The sequence below is a fragment of the Stenotrophomonas sp. S39 genome (genome assembly GCF_016624665.1).
Classification (GTDB): domain Bacteria; phylum Pseudomonadota; class Gammaproteobacteria; order Xanthomonadales; family Xanthomonadaceae; genus Stenotrophomonas.
In genome coordinates, this window is the sequence record NZ_JACVTT010000008.1 from 58,701 (window position 1) to 81,373 (window position 22,673).

Consider the following 22,673-nt stretch of genomic DNA (forward strand, 5'->3'; position numbering starts at 1 on the left):
ACATCGGCCTTCAGTGCCTCGCACGTCTCGCTTGGTGTTCTATTTCAGCTATCAATGCCGAAAAGATCACGCGTATATACCTTCTCCGAGACATCGCCGAGCTCTTCCGAGAGCCTATTGGCGATGATTACATCGGAGCGTCCCTTGAACTCGGCGAGATCGCTCACAACCTCAGATGAGTAGAACTGTGTCTCGCTCAGGGCCGGCTCATGGATGATCACGCGAATACCTTTGGCTTTGATTCGCTTCATGACGCCCTGGATGGCAGAAGCTCTAAAATTATCCGAGCCAGCCTTCATTACGAGTCGATAGATGCCAACCACATTTGGGTTGCGGCGAATGATCTCATCGGCGATGAAATCCTTACGTGTGCGATTGGCTTCTACGATTGCATGAATCAGGTTCTGGGGTACGTCGCGATAGTTCGCCAGAAGCTGCTTCGTGTCCTTGGGCAGGCAGTAGCCACCATAGCCGAACGAGGGGTTGTTGTAGTGACCCCCAATTCGTGGATCCAGGCTCACTCCTTGAATGATCTGCCGCGTATCCAGGTCGTGAGTGGCTGCATATGTATCAAGCTCGTTGAAATACGCGACTCTCATTGCGAGGTAGGTGTTGGCAAACAACTTGATTGCCTCGGCCTCGGTCGAGTCGGTAAAGAGCAAGGGTACATCCTTTCGGATTGCTCCTTCCTGCAGCAGCTGAGCGAATCGAGCTGCCCTTTCTGATCGTTCGCCGACTATGATTCGACTTGGATGCAGATTGTCGTATAGCGCCTTACCTTCACGCAGAAATTCTGGCGAGAAGATAATGTTGGGAGTGCCGAGCCGCTGGCGCAACTCGTTGGTGCAGCCCACGGGAATGGTGGACTTAATTATCAGTACGGCATCAGGGTTGATCGAAAGGACGTCACTTATCACTGACTCAACTGAACTCGTGTCGAAGTAGTTGGTCACCGGGTTGTAATCAGTCGGTGTCGCCACGATTACGAAGGAAGCGTCCTGATATGCCTCATTGGAGTCGAGGGTCGCGCGGAGGTCCAGTTCCTTCTCTGCAAGGAACTCCTCAATTTCCGCGTCTTCGATCGGAGATGTTCTAGAATTGATTTTGGCAACCCTTTCCGGGTTGATGTCCAGCGCCACCACTTGGTGGTGCTGGGCCAAAAGTACTGCATTGGAGAGGCCGACATAGCCTGTGCCGGCTACGGCAATCTTCATGATCAAAATCCTTTTGTTACATCTGAGCTGTAAAACGGTTGGGGATAAGCGTTGCAGCATTCGGTGAACCACTTCCCCATGGTGGTCAATGCTGCACGCCTCGATTGTCGGGCATCAAGCGCGGCCTACGCACCGTCTACCGATCTCAGTTGAGATTCCTTTAATGCTACTACATGCCAAGGGGGGGTAGGCACGGCTATTGCATGCACTGGGAACCGGGAATGATGAATGGCTGTGGGTCGGGATGATTGCCGCGTCGCTTGCCGACTTCAGCACCGGGAGGACTGCACGGATGCATCGACTCCTGTGTTGGGCGTGGTGGCTGTCCAGACGAGCGAGACATTGGCCGTAGTGAGGACGCGTAGAGATAAAAGTGTGATGTACGTCGCATTGTTGGTGGCGCCCGCAGGCCCGGCGTGATTGTTCAATCGAGCGTTTGGCCCACGGTATGGGCAGACTTTGGGTTACACTGCAAGGCTTGATTCTCAAGCTCAGGCCCTGCTCGCCGGCGAGCGAAGGCTCTCAACCCTCCGTTTGGGGTCATCAGGCGCACTCCGAGGCTGATCCTGGGATTCCAGCTACTGTGCAAGGCTTGGCGCGCCGGGGCGCTGACTGATCCCCTAATTTAGATGGACGCAATGACTAGACATACGGAATCCCGAGCAGTCAAGGAAGATGAAATTGACCTGCGCGAACTCTTGGGCGTCTTGATTGATCGCAAATGGTGGATTGTTGGGACTACGGCTGTGTTCTGCGCCGTTGGCGTCGCCTATGCGCTACTTGCTGCCCCCGTGTATCAAGCTCAGGCGATGGTGCAGGTTGAGTCCAAGGTGCCCAGTATTCCAGGGCTGTCGGACCTTTCTTCCTCGCTCGGCGGTAGCAGTACCGCTGCAACAACTGAAGTTGCACTGCTTACGTCCAGAACCGTGATTGGTACGGCTGTGGACCAGCTGAACCTTGAGACCCAGATCGACGCGAAGCGGATGCCACTAGTCGGCAATTTCTTTGCTCGGCGGTTCAGGCCGGAGGTGCCAGAGGGCGTGGCTCCTCCCAAATTTGGCTTTTCCAAGTATGGCTGGGGAGGCGAGCGCCTTCGCATTGGTCGTCTGGATGTGCCGCCTGCGATGATTGGAGAGGAGCTCACCCTCAAAACCAATGATGATGGCAAGGGCTACGTTCTCCTCGATGCCGATGGTAACGAGGTGGTTCACGGTATCGCTGGAGCTTCTGCGCAAGGCAAAGGGGTTCTAATCGAGGTTGAAGAGCTTCGTGCCAATGCGGGAACGGAGTTCTCGGTTTCTAAGTTGAGGCGTCTTGACCTCCTGACTGGACTCCAGGAGAGCATTGCTGCGACTGAGTCGGGCAAGGACTCAGGCATCCTGCAGCTGACCTTTGAAGATACCGACCCCGTTCGTGCGGAGGCGGTGGTTCAGCGGGTGGCTGACGCATACGTTAGGCAGAATGTGGATCGCGGATCCGCCGAAGCTGCTGCTCAGTTGCAGTTTGTGAAGGAGCAGCTTCCTACGGTGCGTAAGCAGGTGGAAGAAGCTCAGGCTGCGATGACCGCATATCAGTCGAAAGCGAATTCGGTTGACATCACCATGCAGACTAAGGGTCTGCTGGAGCAGGAAGTTGCGGTTGAAGCCAGCATCCAGCAGCTGAGGCTTAAGCAGGCAGAGATGGATCGCAGCTTTACCCGTGAGCATCCCGCTTATCGCGCTCTTCTCAAGCAAATGGGTGATCTGGAAGGACGCAAGGCAGGCTTCAAGAAAGAAGTCAGCGGTCTCCCCGATACTCAGCAGGAGCTATTGCGGTTGACTCGCGACCTGCAGGTAAGCAATGAACTGTATACCGCGCTGCTTAATCAGGCACAGCAATTGGACGTGGCTCGCGCTGGTACCGTAGGCAACGTGCGCATCGTCGACAACGCAGTCGTTGACATTGCCCACCCGGTCAAGCCCCGCAAGGCCCTGATCGTCGCCATCGCCACGCTTCTCGGCGGCTTCCTCTCGGTCGCCTTCGTCTTCCTCCAGCGCATGCTCAACCCGGGCATCGAAGACCCGGCGGACATCGAAGCTCTGGGCCTGCCGGTCTACGCCGCGATCCCGCTGAGCGTGTCCAACACCCTGCCCAAGCTGCGCAAGGGCAAGCACGGTACGCGCGTGATCGCCGACGGTCGCCAGCACCTGCTGGCAGTGAGTGCCCCTGCCGACCCGACCGTGGAAGCGCTGCGCAGCCTGCGTACCAGCCTGCACTTCGCCATGCTGGAAGCGAAGAACAACATCCTGACCATCTCGGGCCCGCGCCCGGGCGTGGGCAAGACCTTCGTGTCCACCAACCTGGCCGCGGTCATCGCGCAGGCGGGCCAGCGCGTGCTGGTCATCGACGCCGACATGCGCAAGGGCACCCTGCACAAGATCCTGGGTGTGTCGCACCAGAAGGGCCTGTCGGACGTGCTGGGTGGCAAGCTCAGCGTCGACGACGTGATCCATCCGGTGGCCGGCCTGGACAACATGCACTACATGGTGCGTGGTGACATTCCGCCGAACCCGGCCGAGCTGCTGATGCACCCGCGCTTCGCGCAGCTGCTGCAGGACATGTCCGGCAAGTACGACCTGGTGATCGTCGATACGCCGCCGATCCTGGCCGTGACCGATCCGGCGCTGGTCGCCACTCACGCGGGCTCGAGCCTGCTGGTCACCCGTTTCGGCGTGAACCAGGCCAAGGAAATCGAGCTGACGCTGCAGCGCTTCGAGCAGAACGGCGTGCAGATCAAGGGTGCGATCTTCAACGCGGTCGAGAAGCGTGCCACGGGCTATTACAGCTACGGCTACTACGAGTACAAGTCCGACGAAAAGGCCTGATCTTTTCGCAGGGCAGGACACCGGGGCCCGGTGCGCGCAGGCGCATCGGGCCCTGTCTTTTCCGGGCCCGCGCCGCCGTCCCTCCAGCGCAGGAGTATCCTATCGCCATGGCTGACACCCCTCTTTCCGCGCCGCATCCGGCGCCGACGCCGCGCTGGCGTCACTACTGGTCCCTGATGCGCGCCGATCGCCCGATCGGCACCCTGCTGTTGCTGTGGCCCACCTGGTGGGCGCTGTGGCTGGCCGCTGGCGGCCTGCCGCCGCTGTGGACCCTGTTCGTGTTCACCGCGGGCGTCTGGCTCACCCGTTCTGCCGGCTGCGTCATCAACGATTACGCCGACCGCTGGCTGGACCCGCACGTGGAGCGCACCAAGGCGCGCCCGCTGGCCACCGGGGCGATCAGCGGCCGTGCGGCGCTGGCGTTGTTCGCCGTGCTGATGCTGGTGGCCTTCGGCCTGGTGCTCACCCTGAACGGGCTGACGATCGGCCTGAGCTTCATCGGCGTGTTCCTGGCCGCCAGCTACCCCTATCTGAAGCGCTACACGCACCTGCCGCAGGTTTACCTGGGCATGTCTTTCGGCTGGGGCATCCCGATGGCGTTCGCCGCCGTGCAGGGCGAAGTGCCGATGCTGGGCTGGCTGCTGTATGCGGGCAACATCCTGTGGTCCACCGCGTATGACACCTGGTACGCCATGGTCGACCGCGAGGACGACCTGAAGATGGGATCGCACTCCACCGCCATCCTGTTTGGTGAGCTGGACCTGGTCATCCAGGGCGTGCTGTACGCGCTGTTCCTGGCCACGATGGCCCTGGTGGGGGTGCGTGGCGGGCTGGGTGGGTATTACCTGGCTGGCGTGGCGGTGGCCACGGTGCTGGTGGTGTACGAATTCTGGATCTGCCGCAACCGCGAGCGCGGGCCGTGCTTCAAGGCCTTCCTGCACAACAACTGGGTAGGCGCGGCGCTGTTCGCCGGCATCGCCGTGGACCTGGCGCTGCGCTGAGAGGCGCAGCCGAGCGCAGGCTCGGCTCTACAGGTGGCATCAGCCGCCCCGGTCACCGGTAGAGTCGAGCTTGCTCGACTGATCCCCGCGGCCAAGCCAGAGCAGTCGAGCAAGCTCGACTCTACGACCAATAGGTGGCTGACAGCCCGCATCCCACCGCCCAGAATCGGCCCATCGAACCTGGGAGGGTAGGCGATGGCCTCGACGGCAGCAGTACAGGATGGCTGGATGGCGCGCGCGGCGCTGCGTTCGGCCGCCTGGGCGGAAAAGTGGTTCCCCGATGCGTACGTGTTCGCGGTGCTGGGCGTGGTCATCGTCGCGGTGGCGGCGATGGGCTTCGGCTCGACCCCGCAGGCCACGGCCAGCGCCTTCGGCGACGGCTTCTGGAGCCTGATCCCCTTCACCATGCAGATGGCCTTCGTGGTCATCGGCGGCTATGCGCTGGCCACGGCGCCGGTGGTGGCGCGCTTCATCGATTTCCTCGCGCGGGTGCCGCGCACCGGTCGCGGTGCCGTGGTCTACGTGGGCCTGGTCAGCATGTTGGCCTCGCTGCTCAGCTGGGGTTTCTCGCTGGTGTTCGGCGGCCTGCTGGTGCGCGCGCTCGCCCGCCGCACCGAGCTGCGCATGGATTACCGCGCCGCCGGTGCCTCGGCCTACCTGGGGCTGGGCGCGGTGTGGGCGATGGGGCTGAGCTCGTCGGCCGCGCAGCTGCAGGCCAACCCGGCCAGCATGCCGCCGGGGCTGGTGGAGATCACCGGCGTGCTGCCGTTCACCGAAACCATCTTCCTGTGGCAGTCGATCGCGCTGACGGCGGTGCTCATCCTGGTTTCGCTGCTGATCGCCTGGCTGACCGCACCGGCCGTCGGCAGTGCACGCACCGCCGAAGATTTCCCCGGCGCCGCGCAGGCCGAGCCGGAGCCGCTGCAGCAGCGCACGCGCCCCGGTGAATGGCTCGAGTACAGCCCGCTGCTGACCGTGCTGCTCTCGCTGCTGGCCTTCGGCTGGCTGTTCAACGAGTTCGCCAACAAGCCGGTGGTCACCGCCATCGCCAACCTCAACACCTACAACTTCCTGTTCATTTCGCTCGGCCTGCTGCTGCACTGGCGCCCGCGCAGCTTCCTCAACGCGGTGGCCAAGGCGGTGCCCAGCACCACCGGCGTGCTCATCCAGTTCCCGCTGTACGGCGGCATCGCGATGATCCTCACCCATGCGGCCGGCGGCGACGGGCAGACCCTGGCGCATCGCCTGTCCAGCCTGTTCGTGCACGTGGCCAGCACCGATACCTTCGCCCTGGTGATGGGCGTCTACTCGGCGGTGCTGGGCTTCTTCGTGCCCTCTGGCGGTGGCAAGTGGATCATCGAAGCGCCGTATGTGATGCAGGCGGCCAACGAACTGAAGGCGCACCTGGGCTGGGCGGTGCAGGTCTACAACGCGGCCGAGGCCCTGCCGAACCTGATCAACCCGTTCTGGATGCTGCCGCTGCTGGGCGTGCTGGGCCTGAAGGCCCGCGACATCGTCGGCTTCACCTTCATCCAGCTGCTGGTGCACATTCCGCTGGTGCTGGGCCTGCTGTGGCTGCTGGGCATGACCCTGACCTACGTGCCGCCGGTGATGCCGTAGCGCCTGTGGGGTTGTAGAGCCGAGCCCACGCTCGGCTCTACAGGAACCAGCCGAGCATAGGCTCGGCTCTACAGGAACCAACATCAGCCGGCTGCGGCCTGTTTCTCGATCTCTGCCTTGCGCAGCAGGAACCGCTGCACCTTGCCGCTGGGCGTCTTCGGAACCTGCGCCACGAACTCCACCTGGCGCGGGTAGGCATGCGCGGACAGGCGATGGCGCACATGCTGCTGCAGCGCGTGCGCCAGCGCATCGCTGCCCTCGAATCCGTCGCGCAGGATCACGAACGCTTTGACGATCTCGGTCCGCTCCGGGTCGGGCACGCCGATCACCGCCACTTCGGCCACGGACGGATGCTCCATCAGCGCGCTCTCCACATCGAACGGGCCTATGCGGTAGCCGGACGAGGTGATCAGATCATCGGAGCGACCAATGAAGCTGATCGAACCGTCGTCCTCGCATTCCACCGAATCGCCGGTGCGGTAGTAGCCATCGGCGATGGCCGGGGTCTCCGCCTGGTAGTAGCCGGTGAACCACATGATCGGTGACTGCTTCAGGTCTACCGCGAGGATGCCGGGCGTGCGCGGTGGCAGTTCATGGCCGTGTTCATCCAGCACGGCCACGCGGTAACCCGGCATCGCAAAGCCCGATGACCCCGGGCGCACGCGGTGGGCCAGCGCGTGGTGGTTGTTCACCACCATGCCGGTCTCGGTCTGCCCGTAGTGGTCCAGCACGGTGGTCTGCAGGTGCTCGGCAAACCAGCGGGCAATCTCCGGGTTCAGCGGTTCGCCGGCACTGCTGACCACGCGCAGCTGGCCCTTGATGCCGGCACTGGCCTGGGGGCCGGCGGCGATGATCTGCCGGTACGCGGTGGGCGAGCCGGCCAGGTTGGTCACTCCCAGCTGGCCGATGATGGTGTTCAGGCCGTGCACGCTGAAGCCGGCTTCGCTGAAGGTGGTGGCGTGGCCCAGCAGCAGCGGGCCGATCACCGCGTAGTACAGGCCATAGGCCCAGCCAGGGTCGGCGATGTTCCAGAACACGTCATCCGCGCGCAGGTCGACGGCCAGTTCCATGTAGCTGGCAAACGCCATCATCGCGCGCAGCGGCACGGGCACGCCCTTGGGGCTGCCGGTGGTGCCGGAGGTCGACAGCAGGGCCATCAGCGCATCGCCGGGCAGCAGCACCGGCTCCAGCGTCGGCGCGGCCGCCACCGTGGCCGCACGCCAGTCGATATCACCGTCGCGCAGTGCATGGCCGGGGGCGAGCACCGTGGCCACCGGCGGGCAGGCATCGAGTTCGTCCAGCTTGCTGCGGTGTGCGCTGTCGGTCACCAGCAGGCGGGTGCTGCCGGTCTTCAGGCGGCTTTCAATGGCCTTGGGGCCAAACGCGGTGAACAGCGGCTGGTACACCGCGCCCAGGCGCCAGGTGCCGAGGATGGTGGCCAGCAGGTCCGGCGTGCGCGGCAACAGGCCGGCCACCACATCGCCCGGGCCGACGCCGGCGGCACGCAGCACCTGTGCGGCGCGGGCGGCGGCATCGCGCAGGTCGTCGAAGCTGTACAGATGCAGGGCGCCCTGCACATCGATCCAGCGCAGGGCCAGCCGATCGCTTCCGCAGTACCGGTCGCAGCATTCCACGCAGGCGTTGATGCCCTGGTCCAGGCGCCCCTGGAAGCGGTCCTGCCACTGCGCGATATCGAAGCCATCGCGGGCTTCATCGTAGGAAGGGCGTACTGCGGTCTGCGGGGCCATGCGCGTCTCCGGCGGGTGTCCGCCTGACCATAACGGTGCCGCGCGCGACTGCAAATGGGACCATGGGTGTAGGCCGTCATGCGCGCGTCACACGGGCCAAGGCCGCTGAATGCGGCTGTTGCCGTGCGGGCATGAGCACATGCACACGTCGCATGAATCCTTCAGGGGCTTGTGCCGCAAGGGGCGCGCGGTCTTTTGTGGGGCGCGTGCACGCCAGCCTAGCTGCGTTGCAACGCATGGTTAACCTTCGGCCGCAGAGGATGGCCCCGTCCACCGCATTCCGCGCGTGGCTTCGGAGACACGGACATGGCACAGCAGAACCAGCAGAACCAGAAGGGTCAGCAGAACCAGCAGGATCAGCAGCAGGGTCGCGGTCGTGACCAGCAGCAGCAACAGCAGCAGGACCAGCAGCAGAAGCGCAACCAGCAGCAGGGCAGCCAAGACGAAGAAGAATGACCCTGGCTCCCCCCAGGTCTGAACACTGAAGCCCCGCCACGTGCGGGGCTTCGCTTTTACAGCGTCCCGATCAGAGCACCCCGACCCGTTCCAGCACCGCGCTGGCGGCCATGTCGTTGGGGTTGGTGCCCGGCAGGCCCTGCGGCACGTCCATGCCCATGCCGCGGTACAGGTCCACCCAATGCTGGGCGATCTCCCCGGTCTGCGGGTTGCGGAAATTCATCGGCTGCAGTGCGAACACATGGTGCGCGCGGAAGGCACGCTCGATGAAATCCGAACAGTAGTAGCTGTCCTCGTTCAGCACGTAGGCCGTGTTGTACGGCTTGCCCAGCATCGTGCGCGCTTTGGCGACCGCATCGGTGATCGCACCGGCCGGCGCTGCACGCAGCCGGTACACGACGATCTGCCGCTGCTTGCTGCGGGCGTCGCGCTGGAAGTCGAGCAGGGCCTGCTGCCGTGAGCCCTTCTCATCGGCATGCAGCACCTGCCAGCCGTGCGCGCCGGCAGCCACCAGGGCCACGTGGTCGAAGCTGGTCGCGCCCTGCGTGGCGGTGGCATCGTCGATGGCCGCACTCAGTCCGCTGTGCCCGGCGGTGACGAACAACAGGTCGCCCTCGCGCACCTGTACGCCTGCGGCCAGCGCGGTCGACAGCGGGGCGAGCAGCAGGCCGATGACCAGCAGGAAAGTGCGCATGTGAAGGCCGGACAGGTGGGGAACGGGCTAGTCTACCCCCGCCGCGGTCTGCCCATGGCGTAGAGTCGAGCCTGCTCGACTGCGGACAAGTCCAGTCGAGCAAGCTCGACTCTACAAAGGAAGCTGTCATGAACATCCGCAGGATGCGATGCATCACCGCCGCCACCGTGCTGCTGCTTGCCGCCGGCACCGCCAGCGCGCAGACGCTGCACGCCGACGACCGCAGCTGGTTCGCCGATGCGGCGGCCGAGCAGGACGCACGCGCGAAACTTGCCACTGCCATCGCGACGCTGCGCGATGCCGGACCCGAGGATCCGGCCGTGCGCGTGCAGCAGGCTGACCGGCTGTTCGGCCAATGCCTGCGCCACCATGGCTATCTGCACCTGCAGGCCGCACGCAATGCGCGTGATGCGCGCCTGGCGCAGGCACAGGAAGGCATCGCGGACCTGTGTGGCGACGCCGCGCGCATCGCACGCAAGGCGCTGGCCAGTGCGCCGGCCGATGCGGGCTGGGTGGCCCCCTATGCCTGGCTGCGCACGCGTGCGCTGGGCACCACCGGCGGCTCCACGGCGCCGCGCGCCGCAGGCCTGGACGATGCCGTGGACGAGGTGGCCAGCCCGGCGCTGGATGCATTCGCACGCCTGCAGCGGCAGCTGCTGCAGCACGCCAGCTACCCGCGCTTCGAGCGCGATGGGCGCACGCTGGACAGCAGGAAGGACAGTACGGCCCTGGCCCAGCACCCGGATCGCGCGCTGCGCGAGGCCGGCTGGAAGGGCTACTGGCAGGGCGTGGCCTCACAGCGCGAAGCCATGGCCAGCACGCTGCTGGCGCTGGTGCAGGTCAACGATCGTGCCTCGCAGCTGCAGGGCGATGGCAGCGCACCCGAACGCAGCTACCGGCACATGGGCCTGGACACGCCTGCGGTGCTGGCCACGCTGGCCGCAGTACAGCGCCATGCGCCGCAGCGCCGCGCCTACCAGCAGGTGCTGCTGCAGCATGCCGAACGCATGGGCCTGGCCGAGCCGCAGATCTGGGACATCAGCCTGCCCGATGCCGGCTTCGTGCCGCCGGTCCTCAGCCTCGAACAGGTGCGCGACACCGCCACCGGGGCGATGCGGGGGCTGGGCCCCGAGTACGCCGGTGAAGTGCGCGCGCTGCTCGACCCTGCGCAGCAGCGCATGGACCTGGCGCAAACGCTGGGCCCGCGCACGGCCGATGCCTTTGCGCTGACGGCGCCGGGCGCGCCCGCGCTGCTGTTCGTCGGCGAGCGCCGGGGCACCCTGGAAAGCGACGTGGAGGCCGTGCACGAAGCCGGGCACGCGGCACACGGCCAATGGATGCAGCGCGGGCAGGTTTCGGCGTTCTACCGCAACGGCACCTCGTGGTTGAACGAGGCCTACGCGATCTTCAACGAACTGGAGTTCCGCGACCAGCTGTACCAGCAGGCGCAGGATCCCCGCGCCAAGGCGTACTACCTGAAGTCGCTGCTGGATGACATCGTGCTGCAGCTGTTCATCGCTTCGGAGGAAGCGCAGCTGGAGCAGTCGATCTACCAGGGCGTGGCCGCCGGCACGCTGGGTACGGCCGATGACCTCGATGCGCTGACCCTGAAGGTGCTGTCCGGCTACGGGATGATGGCCGACCGCTACCCGGCGCTGGGTGCCACCTGGGAAACCAAGCGGCTGATGTACGAAGACCCGCTGTACCTGGCCAACTACCTGTTCGCCGGCCTGGTGGCGGTGCAGCTGTACGTGCAGGAACAACAGGATCCGCAGGGCTTCCGCCAGCGCTACCTGGCCGTGCTGTCCGAAGGGTTCGACCGCGCCCCGCAGGAACAGGTGGCACAGTTGCTGGGCCACGCACCGGACTGGGCGGCGCTGGTCGACGCCGACCTGCAGGTGTTCGATGCACAGGTGGCGCGCCTGCAGGCGCTGCATGCGCAGATCGAGCAGGGCGAGGGCGCATGAGCAGGCCGCGGAGGGCAACGCGGAGCCGGGCCCCGGCATGGCTGTTGATGCTGTTGTGCCTGCTGCCGATGGTGGTGATGGCTGCTGCGGTACCTGCGCTGGATGATCCGGTGGTGGATGCCGCGGGTGCCCTGTCGGCGGATACCCGCGCCACGCTGCGCGCGCAGGCACTGCAGTTGCAGGCACGTACCGGCGCGCAACTGCAGGTACTGGTGGTCGACCATGTTGGCGATGAGGGCATCGAGGCCTACGCCCAGCGGGTGTTCGATCAGTGGCAGCTGGGCCGCGAAGGCGTCGATGATGGTGTGCTGCTGCTGGTGGCCGTGCAGGACCGCCGCGTGCGCATCCAGACCGGCTACGGCCTGGAGGGTGCAATTCCGGATGCATATGCTGCGCGCATCATCGACAAGGCGATCGTGCCACGCTTCCGTGATGGCGACCTCGACCAGGGGTTGCTGGATGGAACGAAGATCGTGGTTGCGCTGATCGACGGCGAAGATCTGCCAGCCTGGGAGGACCCCACGGCACGCAGCGTGCTGCCGCCGGACTGGCGCAGTGCGGATTCAGTGATCGCCCTGGCGCTGCTGGCCGGCTTCTTCGCCGGCGTGTGGCGCTCGCCACCAGCGTCCAGCGCGGCGAAGACGCCGGACGACTTCGCACGCAGGCATCGCGAGCGCCAGCGTGGACAGTCGCGTGCAGGTGCCAAGCAACGGGCGCGACCGAAGCGATTGCCGGCCTGGGGCCGCCCGATGCTGGTGACGGCCGTCGTGGCTGGCGGGATGCTGGCGGCGGTCGTGTGGGCACCGCGTTCTGCACTGGCGGCGCTCTGCATCGTGTTGGCGTTGTGCGTACCCGTGGCGAGCCTGCTCGGCTGGTGCTGGCGCCGCAGCCGGGGCCTGCGCATCGTGTTGCTGGGCATGCTCGGGGTCAGTGCGGGCTTCTTCGTGGTGATGCTGCTGCGTGGCCAGTTGCCGCCCAGCCTGGCCCTGCACACGCTGCTGGATCTGGCCGTGGGCATTGCCGCGATGCTGGTGTTCTTCCTCATACAGGCCTGCCGTGCACGCTGGCACAAGGACCGCAGCAGTTTCGGGGTGCGGTTCGCAGTGCTGGTGCTGCTGACCGCCGGCTACGCGATCTTTGCCCTGCTGGCCATTGATCGGGTCGACCCGGCAGCGCGCCTTGCGGCGACGATCGGGTGGAGTGCCGGTACGCTCGTGCTGTACTTCGCCTGGATCTTCACCATGCTGCCAGGTGAGAAAGCACGCGGGAGCGGCGGTTCATCCAGCGGCTATCGCAGCTCTACCGGCACCTCCTCGTCAAGTTCATCCTCAAGCAGCTCCAGCAGCTGGTCCGGGGGCGGTGGCCGCAGCGGTGGTGGTGGTGCGTCGGGCAGCTGGTAGGTGTCAACCTTGGTTGACACATCCCACCGACCATCCACGCATGGCGTGGATCTACTGGATTACCCGCCACCCCTGCGCGGTATCGGCAATCTCGCCGCTGCCCTGCACATCGCCCACGCGCAGCGTCAGGCCCTGCGCGTTGGGCAGATCCCTCTGCTCGGGGAACCAGCGGCGGTCGGCGGCGACCACGATCAACAGTCCTTCGTCATCGCCCATCGGCGCGAACTGCGGCGAGGGCGTGCTGAGCGGCTGCAGCCCGAAGCGCGCGCTGGCCTCGGCGCGTACCGCATTCACGTCCGCGCTGGGTAGGCCCACTTCGCTCAGGCAGGTCAGCTCGCTGCCGTGGAACGCGCCGCTGCGTGCGCTGGCCGGCAGGCGCTTGCGGCCGATCAGCTCCAGGATCAGGCCATCGGGCCCGGTGAAGTACACCGACTGCGACTGCCAGGTGCTCTCCAGCGCGAAGTAGTCAATGCCTTCGGGATTGCGCTGCAGCGGCACGCGCTCGCGCAGCCACGTAATGGCCTCGTTGAAGCGGTTGTCCGGCACGTTGAAGGCCAGGTGCACGCCGCCCAGCGGCAGGCCATCGGCCGGCTGCAGCTCGATGGTGCTCCAGCCGATGTGCACGTGGTGGCCGACCACGCGCAGCTGCAGCACGTCGTGGAACCAGGCGGCGACGGTACCCACATCGGACACCGGCAGGGTGAGGTGTAGCAGGCGCATGATGCGGTCTCCTTGCGTGCGCGATGCTTCGATTCTATTACGCGCGTGGCAATGGCGCCGCTCTCCGCGACTTCCTCCTGTCGCGTTCACGTAACGCCCGCTTCACACATCGCGCCGAGACTGCGCGACTTGTCCAGGCCGCCTGTACAGGCGCGCCTGACCCTGTCGTGCAGTCCCGGAGTCCCCGTCGTGCAGAGCTCGTTGTTGTCGCGTTCCATCCTCCTCGCCCTTTCCATGGTCAGCGCAGGAGGCGCGATCGCAGCAGATGCCAGTACGGCAGATACCCCTGGTGGCACCACCCATGCCGCGCCGACCCAGCTGGACGCCATGCTGGTCACCGGCACCCGCGCCTCCAACCGCACCCAGTTCGAAACGCTGGCGCCGGTGGATGTGTTCACCAAGGAAGACATCACGTCGGTCGATTCCACCGATTTGAAGGACGTGCTGGCGCAGCTGGTGCCGTCGTTCGTGGTGCAGCGCCTGCCGATGGCCGATGGCCAGGTGTTCGTGCGGCCCGCCACCCTGCGTGGCCTGTCGCCGGACCAGACCCTGGTGCTGGTCAACGGCCGCCGCTTCCACCGCAGCGCGCTGCTGGGCAACCGCGGCGCACAGGCCGCTGACCTGGCGCAGATCCCGACCAGCGCCATCAAGCGCATCGAAGTGCTGCGCGATGGTGCCTCGGCGCAGTACGGTTCGGACGCCATCGCCGGCGTCATCAACATCATTCTTGAAGACAGCCCGGGCACCGAGATCACTGCGGGCTACTCGCAGTACGCGCAGGGCGATGGTGCCTCGCGTGATTTCAGCGCCCGCACCGGCTGGGCGCTGGGCGACTACGGCAGTCTGGCGCTGTTCGCCGAATCGTCGAACTCCGATGCCACGTCGCGCACCCGCCAGCGCCCCGATGCCATCGCCTTCCAGGCCGCGCACCCCGATCTGGACGTGCCCAACCCCGTGCAGCGCTGGGGCCAGCCGGAACTGGAAAACCGCCGCGTGGGCTTCAACCTGAAGGCCAATGCCAGCGATACGCTGGAGGTCTACGCATTCGGCCTCTACAGCCACAGCGATGGCGTCAGCGATTTCAACTGGCGCAACCCGGACACCACCACCGGCGCCTACCGCACCACCAGCATCTTCCCCGGCTGGGATCTGCGCTCGCTCTATCCGGTGGGCTTCAGCCCGCAATACGGCAACGTGCAGAACGACCTGCAGCTGGTCGGTGGCCTGCGCGGTGAGATCACGCCCAAGCTGCGCTGGGATGCCAGCGCGTCGTATGGCCGCAATGCCATCGACTACAGCCTGGACAACTCCATCAATGCCTCGCTTGGCCCGGACAGCCCGACCTCGTTCGCCCTCGGCCGCCTGACCCAGACCGAGAAGAACGCCAACGTCGATTTCAACTACGAATGGGACGTGGCCGCGCTGGCCAAGCCGGTCAACGTCGCCTTCGGTGCCGAGTTCCGCCAGGAAACCTATGAAGTGCGCGCCGGCGACCCGGCCTCGTACGCGGTCGGCCCCGGCGCAGTGGCCGGCCTGGAAGCCAACTCCAACGGCGCGCCGGGCTTCTCGGCCAGCCAGGCGGGCAAGTGGGACCAGCGCAGCCATGCTGCCTATGTCGATATGGAAGTGCCGCTGGGCGAACGCTGGAGCATCGGTGCCGCCGGCCGCTATGAAGACTTCTCCAGCTTCGGCAATACCGTGGACGGCAAGCTGTCGGCGCGCTTTGCCATCACCCCGGACGTGGCCCTGCGCGGCACGTTCTCCACCGGCTTCCGCGCGCCCACGCCGGCGCAGTTGAACACCACCAGCACCAGCCAGGGCCTGGACACGCGCACCCTGCAGATCTTCACCAGCGGCCGCCTGTCGCCGAACGATCCGCTGGCACAGCTGCTCGGTGCCAAGCCGCTCACCCCGGAAGAATCGCGCACCGCCTCGCTCGGCCTGACCTGGCGCACCGATATGGGCCTGTCCGGTTCGGTGGATGTGTACCGCATCAAGCTCACCGACCGTTTCAGCCAGTCGGCCAGCTTCGCCATTCCCGCCGGCACGCCCAATCCGCTGGGCTACACCTCGGTCAACTACTTCACCAACGATTTCGACACCACCACCAGCGGCGTGGACGTGGTCGGCAACTACCTGCGCGACCTCGGCGCCGGCCGCATGACGCTGACCCTGGCCTACAACTTCAACCGCACCCGCGTGGACAACGGCAGCACTTCGGTGGCCACCAACGAAACCCAGCGCGTGCTGTTCGAAGATCGCCTGCCGGAGCACAAGGGCAGCTTCACCGGCAGCTGGGACGTGGGCGCGTGGTCGCTGATGGCGCGCGTGCGCTACTACGGCGCCTGGACCGATTCGACCGGCAACGCGGCCGGCGACATCTACCAGCGCTTCGGTGACATGACCTTCCTCGACCTGGCCGTGGGCTACCGCATCAACGAGCACCACAGCCTGCGCGTGGGCGTGGACAACGTGTTCGACCGCTACCCGGACGAGGCGACCTTCCAGGCCAGCCGCGGCCTGATCTACTCGCGCAATGCACCCTACGACACCGACGGTGCCAACGTGTATGCGCAGTACCGGCTGACCTTCTGATGGACAGCCGCCGCCGCAACCTGCTGCGCGCCGGCACGCTGCTGCCGGCCGCCGCAGCGCTGTCTTCACTGCCCGCCATGGCTGCTGCACGCTACCCTGAGGCCATGGAAATTCCTGCAACGACCGTGGCGCCGGACGTGCTGGCCCGCGATGAAGGCTACTGGGCTGCCGTGGCCAGCCACTTCGACATCACCGAAGAAGTGAATCACCTGGAAAACGGCTACTGGGGCGCGATGGGGCGGCAGACCCTGGCCAGCTACCAGCGGCACACCGCCGAGGTGAACCGTGGCAACGCTTGGTACGGGCGGCACACCTTCCCCGCCGAGTACATGGCCGTGCACCGCCAGGTGGCGGACATGCTGGGCGTGGGTGCCGATGAGATCGCGCTGACCCGTGGTGCCACCGAGGCGATGCTGGCCCTGATCGGCGGCTACAACCGCCTCGCGCCCGGTGACCAGGTGCTGTACGCCGACGTGGACTACGACAGCATGATCGGCGCCATGCGCTGGCTGCAGCAGCGCCGTGGCGTACAGGTGGAGCGCATCGCCCTGCCGGCCGTGCCCGACCACGCGCAGATCCTGCAGGCCTACGATGCCGCTTTCGCGCGTATGCCTCGCTTGAAGCTGGTGCTGCTGACCCAGGTCAGCCACCGCCATGGCCTGGTGCTGCCGGTGGCCGGGATTGCCGAACGTGCGCGTGCGCGCGGCATCGATGTGATCGTGGATGCCGCTCATGGCTTTGGCCAGATCGCCTACGCCGTGCCGGACCTGAAGGCCGATTTCGTGGGCATCAACCTGCACAAGTGGATCGGCGCACCGGTGGGCGTGGGTGCGATGTATGTCCGCAAGGGCCGCGTGGCCGACCTCGATCCGTACATGGGCGAGGCGGACGATGGCCGCGTCGGCAGCCGCGTGCACACCGGCACGGTGAACTTCGCGGCGTACTTGGCGCTGCCCGAAGCCATCGCCCTGCACCAGCGCATCGGTGCGGCCAACAAGCAGGCGCGCCTGCGTTACCTGCGCGAGCGCTGGACGGTGCCCGCCCGGCAGATGGCGCATCTGGAAGTGCTGTCCTCGCCTGACCCGGTACTGGCCAGCGCGCTGGCCAGCTTCCGCCTGCGCGGGCGCACCAGCGTGGCTGACAACATGGCGCTGCAGAAGCGCCTGCTGGATGAGCACCGGGTGTTCACCACCCACCGCGACGGCCTGGAATCCGGCGCCTGCGTGCGGGTCACGCCGTCGGTGTTCACCCGGCCGCAGCAGATGGATGCATTGGTGGAAGCGCTGGCCGGCCTGTAGTTCTGGCAGGTGCCGACCGTTGGTCGGCATGTGTTTCTGGTGGGTGCCGACCGTTGGTCGGCACAAAAGCCCCGGCCGGCCGGGAGAGGCACACCGGCCGGGGCACCACACAACGCCCTAGATCACTTCTTCTCTTCCCACTGCACCAGGTCCGCCTCCGCCGCGCGGATACCCGCGGTCGACAGCAGCTTGGTCGTGGCATCCAGCGCCGCGTTCACCGACGGGTATTCCACAATCGCCCGCCCCGAAGCCCTCGACACCTTCACCACCGTGCCGCCAGTGGCCGCTGCCGCCTTCTGTGCCGCCGCCGCATCGGTGAAGAACACCTTGACCCGCGATGTCGCCACCACCGGCGCGCCATCACTGGATACCGCAGCAGCAAACTTGCGGGTGCCCGCATCAGCAGCGCCCAGCGAACGCTTGCTGCGCGAGCCGCTGGTCGCCGCCGCCGATGGAGTGATCTGGAACTGGCCGCTGGCCGCCTGCTGCACGGCCACCGTGGGCGCCAGTTGGAAGCGGTTGCCGCCCACATCGAACGCGCGGCCGGTCGCCTCCGCCTTCAGCGCCTGCACATCCACGGTGGACAGCGTGCGCGCCGCCGGCGTGGCGCCCGTGCTCTGTGCCCAGGCCGGGCCGGTCATCGCCGCGAAGGCGAGGGTGCTCAACAGAATGGTTGTCTTCATCATCAGTGCCCCAGAACGCGGATCTTGAAGAATTCGAGGCTGCCGCGCGATGCAGCGCCGGCGGCTTGCCCCATGTCGGTCACTTCCAGCGTCCACGTGCCCGTGGCGCTTTCATCCAGGAACGCGTTGCTGGACAGCAGATCCCAGTTGGTGAAGTTGCGCTGCACGCCGCCCGTGCCGGAACCGATGGCGGTGAACGCCGGTTGCACCACGCTGCGCGTGCCGCTGGGCGATACCAGCACGAACTGCAGTTGCCGCGTGTTGCTGTGGTTGACCCGGAAGCCGAGCTGCACGCTTTCGACGTTGCGCGCCCCATTGGCCACCTGGAAGGTCAGCCGGCCGGCCGTGGCCGACGTGCTGCCGATCGCCACGCTGCGGGTGGTGGTGCGCCAGCCGGTGTCCAGCAGCGGCCCGAGCGACTGGAACGTATCGGCCACCTGCACCGCGCGTGCGGCATTCACCACGCCGAAGCCATACCAGTTGCTGAAGGCACGGCCAGCGGCGTTCACCGTCCAGCCCGGCACCAGCGTGCGCCCATCGGCCAGCGTCACCGCCGGCTGGTTGGGATGGGTGCGGGTGGCGGTGGTGGCCAGGATGTACTTCACGTCGCGGTAGCTCAGGCGCGGGTTGGCTTCCAGCACCAGCGCGGCCACGCCGGACACCATCGGCGCCGAGGCGGACGTGCCGTTCATCTTGGCCGTGTAGTTGCAGGTGCTGTCGATGGCCGACAGGTTGCTGTCCAGGCTGTTCTCGCGCGCGCTGTTCTTGTTGCTGCCCACCGTGCAGCCGCCAACGTCGGTGGTGACGATGGCCGGGTCGTAGGCGCGCGCCACCAGCCCCGGTGCGTACTGCGCCTGCAATCCGTATTCGCCACCGAAGGCCGACACCCACAGTGCCGAACCGGTGGACGAGTACGACGAGCGCACGCCATCGGCGCGCACCGCACCCACGGTGATCACGTTGAACAGGTTGTTGCGCGGGTCGCGGCCGGCCGGCACGCAGCCGGTGTTGCGGTTCTTGGTATCGGTGGTGCAGACATCCTGGGTCTGGCTGACCGAGGCGTTGTTGAAGTTGTTGCCGGCCGACTTCACGTAGATGCCACCGCGGCCGCCACGCGTGCCCGACAGCGCCTGCTCATAGGACGCCACATCGTTCTGGCTGAAGGCCAGTGGCAGGTTGGGGTTGCCCGGCCCGGCGCCCCAGCTGTTGTTGAACACCTGCACGTCGGCCGATTCGGCGCCATCCCACCACGAGTATTCGATGTTGCTCAGCTGGTTGCCCTGCGCGTTGGAGGCCAGCACGTTGAAGCCCTTCAGCGTGGCCGCCGGGGCCACGCCACGCACGCCCACGCCATTGGCACCCACCGCACCGGCGATGCCGCCGACCATGGTGCCGTGGTGGTCGGCATCGGGGTTGGAGGGGGAGGGGTTGGTGGAGCCGTTGGCGAAGTTCCTGCCGGGCACCGCCGCCACGTTGGCGGCCAGATCGGGGTGGGCGATCTGCAGGCCGTCATCGACGATGCCGATCACCACGCCCTGGCCGCGGATGCCATTGCGGTACAGGCCATCCACGTTGAGATCGTTGCCGGCCACCGGCAGGGTGTCGGCCGGTACCGCCTGCCCGGTGTTGAGCAGATGCCACTGCAGGTTGGCCAGGGGATCGGCCTGCTGCGCCTGGGCGCTGGCAGCCAGGCTGCCCAGTACCAGCGCAGTGGCCAGGGCCAGCCGCGCGGAACGCGGTGGCACGGTGCGGAGCGTGTTTCGCTTCATACACGAGTCCTTCTGTTGTGAATCGGCATGGCAGAACGGCGGGGCGGAACTGCCCCATCGCCCATGGCCAAACGCAGCACAACGGAGAACCCCCTACCTCTCGTGCGCGCGGAGATGCGGTTGTGCAAAGCGCGTCACAAAGACTTATTCCGGCCGGGAATAACGACCCTCGTGCCGGCGCTCATCCACGCATGGCGTGGATCTACTGCTCTGGTGGGTGCCGACGCTCTGGTGGGTGCCGACCGTTGGTCGGCACATCCTTCCGCCCCACCCTGACCTGGATGGCCAACGAGATCGCCTCAGGCCGCGCGCCCGACGCAGCGGACGTTCGCCTGCGCACGGCCGATACGTGGGAGACCATTACCGACATCATCCTGGACTACGGGGAAACCCTGGTGCCACTTCCCGAGGCCACTTGGGAAACCTCGGTCAGCCAGTGGGATGGCGAGCGCTGGAAGGTCCTGGTCGACCTGCATACGGCCGCAGAAGGGCGAAGTGACCTGGTGATGGATGTGTCCATCACCGAAACCGAAACCGGCTTCGCCTACAGCCTGCATCTGGTCTACGTTCCCTGAGAGTCAGCGCCGATCTCCATCCACGCATGGCGTGGATCTACTGCCCTGGTGGGTGCCGACCGTTGGTCGGCACATCCATCCAAGCTTGCCGTCACTTCCACCGGCCATCATCGCGCGACCTCCCGGCCGGCTGTGCTACTACGGCCGTGCAACCTTTCCCCTTCGGAGCACGACCATGGTCAACCCCGTCGCCCAGGCCCATCGCGGCCCGGGCACCACGCTTTTCAGCCTGTTGAACCCGATACCGTTCGGCTTCTTCGTCGGCGCCCTCATCTTCGACATCCTCTACCTCAACACCGCCGAGGTGATGTGGGGCAAGGCCGCGGCCTGGCTGATCACCTTCGGCCTGCTCATCGCCATCATTCCGCGGCTGATCAACCTGTTTGCGGTGTGGCGCCGCAACGGCACCGCCACCGGAGTGGACCGCGTGGATTTCCTGCTCAACCTTGTGGCCATCGTGCTGGCCATCTGGAATGCCTTCGTGCACAGCCGCGACGCCTACGCGGTGGCCGTGCCGGGCACCATCCTCTCCGCCCTGACCGTGGGCCTGATCGCCATCGGTTTCATCCTGCTGTCGCTGCAGCTGCCGGTGCTGCACGGAGGTCGTCATGGCTGATCGCATCCTGCCCACGCTGGGCATCCTTTCCCTGGCGGTGATGCTGGCCGCCTGCGCCGGCAAGGCCGAGTACCACCCGGCCGACCAGTCCGGCGCGCAGCCGCCGCTGCCCAAGCCGGCCAACTTCCTCATGCCGCCCATGCAGGTGCCCAAGGGCGTGGGCTGGGCCGACGGCCAGTCGCCCACCGTGGCCGACGGCCTGAAGATCGAACGCATCGCCGCCAACCTGCAGCACCCGCGCCGCCTGCTCACCCTGCCCAACGGCGATGTGCTGGTGGTGGAGGGCAATGGCCCCGGCGAAGAACCGGTCACCACGCCCAAGCAGTGGATCGCCGGCAAGGTGAAGGCGCGCTCGGGCAAGGCCGGCAAGGGCGGCAATCGGGTCACCCTGCTGCGCCGCACGCCGGGTACCGATGCCTGGACCCAGCACGTCTACATCGAAGGCCTGCATTCGCCGTTCGGCATCCAGCTCATCGGTGACACGCTGTACGTGGCCAACACCGGCAACATCATGCAGTACCACTACGTGCCCGGCGAAACCCGCATGTCCGACAAGGGCCGCGAGTTCACCGACCTGCCCAGCACCATCAACCACCACTGGACCAAGGAACTGCTGGCCAGCCCCGATGGCAGCAAGCTGTACGTGGGCGTGGGTTCCAACAGCAACATCACCGAAAACGGCCTGGCCGTCGAATACCGCCGCGCGGTCGTGCTGGAAGTGGACGTGGCCACGCGTGGCAGCCGCATCTTCGCCTCGGGCATCCGCAACCCCACCGGCCTGGACTGGGAGCCGAGCACCGGCAAGCTGTGGGCCGTGGCCAACGAGCGTGATGAGATCGGTGCCGACCTGGTGCCCGACTACCTGACCTCGGTGAAGGAAGACGGCTTCTATGGCTGGCCCTACAGCTACTACGGCCAGCACGTGGACGAGCGCGTGCAGCCGCAGCGGCCGGACCTGGTGGCCAAGGCGATCGTGCCCGACTACGCCATCGGCTCGCACGTGGCGCCGCTGGGCCTGCTGTTCTACACCGGCCAGTCGCTGCCGGCGAAGTACCACGGTGGCGCCTTCATCGGCGAACACGGCAGCTGGGACCGTTCGCCGCTGAGCGGCTACGAAGTGGTGTACGTGGCCTTCAAGGACGGCAAGCCGACCGGCCGCCCGGAGGCCGCGGTCAGCGGCTTCACCTCCAAGGATGAAAAGACCCTGATGGGCGCGCCGGTGGGCATGGCGATGGACGCCGACGGCGCGCTGCTGGTGGCCGACGACGTCGGCGATGTGGTGTGGCGGGTCTCGGCGAAGTAACCGGAGCTTGTGGTTGTAGAGCCGAGCCCATGCTCGGCTGCTCTTGCAAGAAGCAGCCGAGCATGGCTCGGCTCTACAGAAGAAGCGCAGCCGAGCATGGCTCGGCTCTACAGAAGAAGCGCAGCCGAGCATGGCTCGGCTCTACAGAAG

Annotated in this window: 17 protein-coding genes; 11 read left to right on the top strand and 6 right to left on the bottom strand. The window is 66.2% G+C overall.

Going from position 1 to position 22,673, the window contains the following annotated elements:
- Positions 1 to 44: 44 nt before the first annotated feature.
- The gene (locus IAE41_RS04385) at positions 45 to 1,214 is read right to left on the bottom strand and encodes a nucleotide sugar dehydrogenase (protein WP_200732232.1); all 1,170 of its coding nucleotides are present in this window, start codon (positions 1,212 to 1,214) and stop codon (positions 45 to 47) included.
- A gap of 638 nt (positions 1,215 to 1,852) precedes the next feature.
- Here IAE41_RS04385 and IAE41_RS04390 point away from each other — a divergent pair.
- From IAE41_RS04390 to IAE41_RS04400, 3 genes are all read left to right on the top strand, one after another.
- Positions 1,853 to 4,078 (top strand): polysaccharide biosynthesis tyrosine autokinase, encoded by a 2,226-nt coding sequence (locus IAE41_RS04390; protein WP_200732245.1) that lies wholly within the window; start codon positions 1,853 to 1,855, stop codon positions 4,076 to 4,078.
- A 107-nt stretch (positions 4,079 to 4,185) separates the two neighbouring features.
- Entirely contained in the window at positions 4,186 to 5,079 is an 894-nt protein-coding gene (ubiA, locus tag IAE41_RS04395; protein WP_079224031.1) for a 4-hydroxybenzoate octaprenyltransferase, read from the top strand.
- Between the two features lie 195 nt (positions 5,080 to 5,274).
- Positions 5,275 to 6,699 (top strand): TIGR00366 family protein, encoded by a 1,425-nt coding sequence (locus IAE41_RS04400; protein ID WP_200732233.1) that lies wholly within the window; start codon positions 5,275 to 5,277, stop codon positions 6,697 to 6,699.
- An 83-nt stretch (positions 6,700 to 6,782) separates the two neighbouring features.
- Here the strand turns inward: IAE41_RS04400 and IAE41_RS04405 are convergent, their stop codons facing one another.
- Positions 6,783 to 8,447, bottom strand: coding sequence for an AMP-binding protein (locus tag IAE41_RS04405; protein WP_200732234.1), 1,665 nt, complete (start codon positions 8,445 to 8,447; stop codon positions 6,783 to 6,785).
- A gap of 306 nt (positions 8,448 to 8,753) precedes the next feature.
- Here IAE41_RS04405 and IAE41_RS04410 point away from each other — a divergent pair, with 306 nt between their 5' ends.
- Positions 8,754 to 8,903, top strand: coding sequence for a hypothetical protein (locus tag IAE41_RS04410; RefSeq protein ID WP_174208706.1), 150 nt, complete (start codon positions 8,754 to 8,756; stop codon positions 8,901 to 8,903).
- A gap of 70 nt (positions 8,904 to 8,973) precedes the next feature.
- On the opposite strand, the gene IAE41_RS04415 is transcribed toward IAE41_RS04410, so the two are convergent.
- Positions 8,974 to 9,597, bottom strand: coding sequence for a YiiX/YebB-like N1pC/P60 family cysteine hydrolase (locus IAE41_RS04415; protein WP_200732235.1), 624 nt, complete (start codon positions 9,595 to 9,597; stop codon positions 8,974 to 8,976).
- Between the two features lie 143 nt (positions 9,598 to 9,740).
- Here IAE41_RS04415 and IAE41_RS04420 point away from each other — a divergent pair, with 143 nt between their 5' ends.
- Both IAE41_RS04420 and IAE41_RS04425 read left to right on the top strand, forming a co-directional pair.
- Complete coding sequence (locus IAE41_RS04420) at positions 9,741 to 11,564, top strand: M3 family metallopeptidase (protein WP_234458299.1); 1,824 nt, start codon at positions 9,741 to 9,743, stop codon at positions 11,562 to 11,564.
- A gap of 47 nt (positions 11,565 to 11,611) precedes the next feature.
- Complete coding sequence (locus tag IAE41_RS04425) at positions 11,612 to 12,964, top strand: TPM domain-containing protein (RefSeq protein ID WP_200732237.1); 1,353 nt, start codon at positions 11,612 to 11,614, stop codon at positions 12,962 to 12,964.
- 51 nt (positions 12,965 to 13,015) lie between these two features.
- Here IAE41_RS04425 and IAE41_RS04430 read toward each other — a convergent pair whose 3' ends face one another.
- Positions 13,016 to 13,684, bottom strand: a complete 669-nt coding sequence (locus IAE41_RS04430; protein WP_200732238.1) for a VOC family protein — start codon at positions 13,682 to 13,684, stop codon at positions 13,016 to 13,018.
- Positions 13,685 to 13,873: 189 nt separating this feature from the next.
- On the opposite strand from IAE41_RS04430, the gene IAE41_RS04435 reads away from it, so the two are divergent.
- Both IAE41_RS04435 and IAE41_RS04440 read left to right on the top strand, forming a co-directional pair.
- Positions 13,874 to 16,279 (top strand): TonB-dependent receptor, encoded by a 2,406-nt coding sequence (locus IAE41_RS04435; RefSeq protein ID WP_200732239.1) that lies wholly within the window; start codon positions 13,874 to 13,876, stop codon positions 16,277 to 16,279.
- Positions 16,279 to 17,577 carry an aminotransferase class V-fold PLP-dependent enzyme gene (locus IAE41_RS04440; protein ID WP_200732240.1) on the top strand — a complete coding sequence of 433 codons (1,299 nt, stop codon included), beginning with the start codon at positions 16,279 to 16,281 and terminating at the stop codon, positions 17,575 to 17,577. The genes IAE41_RS04435 and IAE41_RS04440 overlap by 1 nt, the downstream gene beginning before the upstream one ends.
- A gap of 122 nt (positions 17,578 to 17,699) precedes the next feature.
- Here the strand turns inward: IAE41_RS04440 and IAE41_RS04445 are convergent, their stop codons facing one another.
- Together IAE41_RS04445 and IAE41_RS04450 are read right to left on the bottom strand one after the other, a co-directional pair.
- On the bottom strand, positions 17,700 to 18,263 hold the full coding sequence (locus IAE41_RS04445; RefSeq protein WP_200732241.1) for a DNA breaking-rejoining protein: 564 nt from the start codon (positions 18,261 to 18,263) through the stop codon (positions 17,700 to 17,702).
- Positions 18,263 to 20,029, bottom strand: coding sequence for a S8 family serine peptidase (locus IAE41_RS04450; protein ID WP_079224018.1), 1,767 nt, complete (start codon positions 20,027 to 20,029; stop codon positions 18,263 to 18,265). The genes IAE41_RS04445 and IAE41_RS04450 overlap by 1 nt, the downstream gene beginning before the upstream one ends.
- Positions 20,030 to 20,274: 245 nt before the next feature.
- Here IAE41_RS04450 and IAE41_RS04455 point away from each other — a divergent pair, with 245 nt between their 5' ends.
- The 3 genes from IAE41_RS04455 (at position 20,275) to IAE41_RS04465 (ending at position 22,523) form a co-directional block, all read left to right on the top strand.
- On the top strand, positions 20,275 to 20,604 hold the full coding sequence (locus IAE41_RS04455; RefSeq protein ID WP_200732242.1) for a hypothetical protein: 330 nt from the start codon (positions 20,275 to 20,277) through the stop codon (positions 20,602 to 20,604).
- 175 nt (positions 20,605 to 20,779) lie between these two features.
- Entirely contained in the window at positions 20,780 to 21,220 is a 441-nt protein-coding gene (locus tag IAE41_RS04460; RefSeq protein WP_079224014.1) for a DUF2231 domain-containing protein, read from the top strand.
- Positions 21,213 to 22,523: a sorbosone dehydrogenase family protein gene (locus tag IAE41_RS04465; protein ID WP_200732243.1), complete on the top strand. Its 1,311-nt coding sequence runs from the start codon at positions 21,213 to 21,215 to the stop codon at positions 22,521 to 22,523. Before IAE41_RS04460 ends, IAE41_RS04465 begins: the two co-directional genes overlap by 8 nt.
- The last annotated feature ends 150 nt before the right edge of the window (positions 22,524 to 22,673 follow it).

What these genes read in the sequence shown, in the direction of transcription:
- IAE41_RS04440 (WP_200732240.1), top strand. Translation starts at nt 16,279, where the DNA reads ATGGACAGCCGCCGCCGCAACCTGCTGCGCGCCGGCACGCTGCTGCCG.
- IAE41_RS04415 (WP_200732235.1), bottom strand. Translation starts at nt 9,597, where the DNA reads ATGCGCACTTTCCTGCTGGTCATCGGCCTGCTGCTCGCCCCGCTGTCG.
- IAE41_RS04465 (WP_200732243.1), top strand. Translation starts at nt 21,213, where the DNA reads ATGGCTGATCGCATCCTGCCCACGCTGGGCATCCTTTCCCTGGCGGTG.
- IAE41_RS04430 (WP_200732238.1), bottom strand. Translation starts at nt 13,684, where the DNA reads ATGCGCCTGCTACACCTCACCCTGCCGGTGTCCGATGTGGGTACCGTC.
- IAE41_RS04445 (WP_200732241.1), bottom strand. Translation starts at nt 18,263, where the DNA reads ATGATGAAGACAACCATTCTGTTGAGCACCCTCGCCTTCGCGGCGATG.
- IAE41_RS04450 (WP_079224018.1), bottom strand. Translation starts at nt 20,029, where the DNA reads ATGAAGCGAAACACGCTCCGCACCGTGCCACCGCGTTCCGCGCGGCTG.
- IAE41_RS04385 (WP_200732232.1), bottom strand. Translation starts at nt 1,214, where the DNA reads ATGAAGATTGCCGTAGCCGGCACAGGCTATGTCGGCCTCTCCAATGCA.
- IAE41_RS04410 (WP_174208706.1), top strand. Translation starts at nt 8,754, where the DNA reads ATGGCACAGCAGAACCAGCAGAACCAGAAGGGTCAGCAGAACCAGCAG.
- IAE41_RS04400 (WP_200732233.1), top strand. Translation starts at nt 5,275, where the DNA reads ATGGCCTCGACGGCAGCAGTACAGGATGGCTGGATGGCGCGCGCGGCG.
- IAE41_RS04425 (WP_200732237.1), top strand. Translation starts at nt 11,612, where the DNA reads ATGCTGTTGTGCCTGCTGCCGATGGTGGTGATGGCTGCTGCGGTACCT.
- IAE41_RS04460 (WP_079224014.1), top strand. Translation starts at nt 20,780, where the DNA reads ATGGTCAACCCCGTCGCCCAGGCCCATCGCGGCCCGGGCACCACGCTT.
- IAE41_RS04405 (WP_200732234.1), bottom strand. Translation starts at nt 8,447, where the DNA reads ATGGCCCCGCAGACCGCAGTACGCCCTTCCTACGATGAAGCCCGCGAT.
- ubiA (WP_079224031.1), top strand. Translation starts at nt 4,186, where the DNA reads ATGGCTGACACCCCTCTTTCCGCGCCGCATCCGGCGCCGACGCCGCGC.
- IAE41_RS04390 (WP_200732245.1), top strand. Translation starts at nt 1,853, where the DNA reads ATGACTAGACATACGGAATCCCGAGCAGTCAAGGAAGATGAAATTGAC.
- IAE41_RS04420 (WP_234458299.1), top strand. Translation starts at nt 9,741, where the DNA reads ATGCGATGCATCACCGCCGCCACCGTGCTGCTGCTTGCCGCCGGCACC.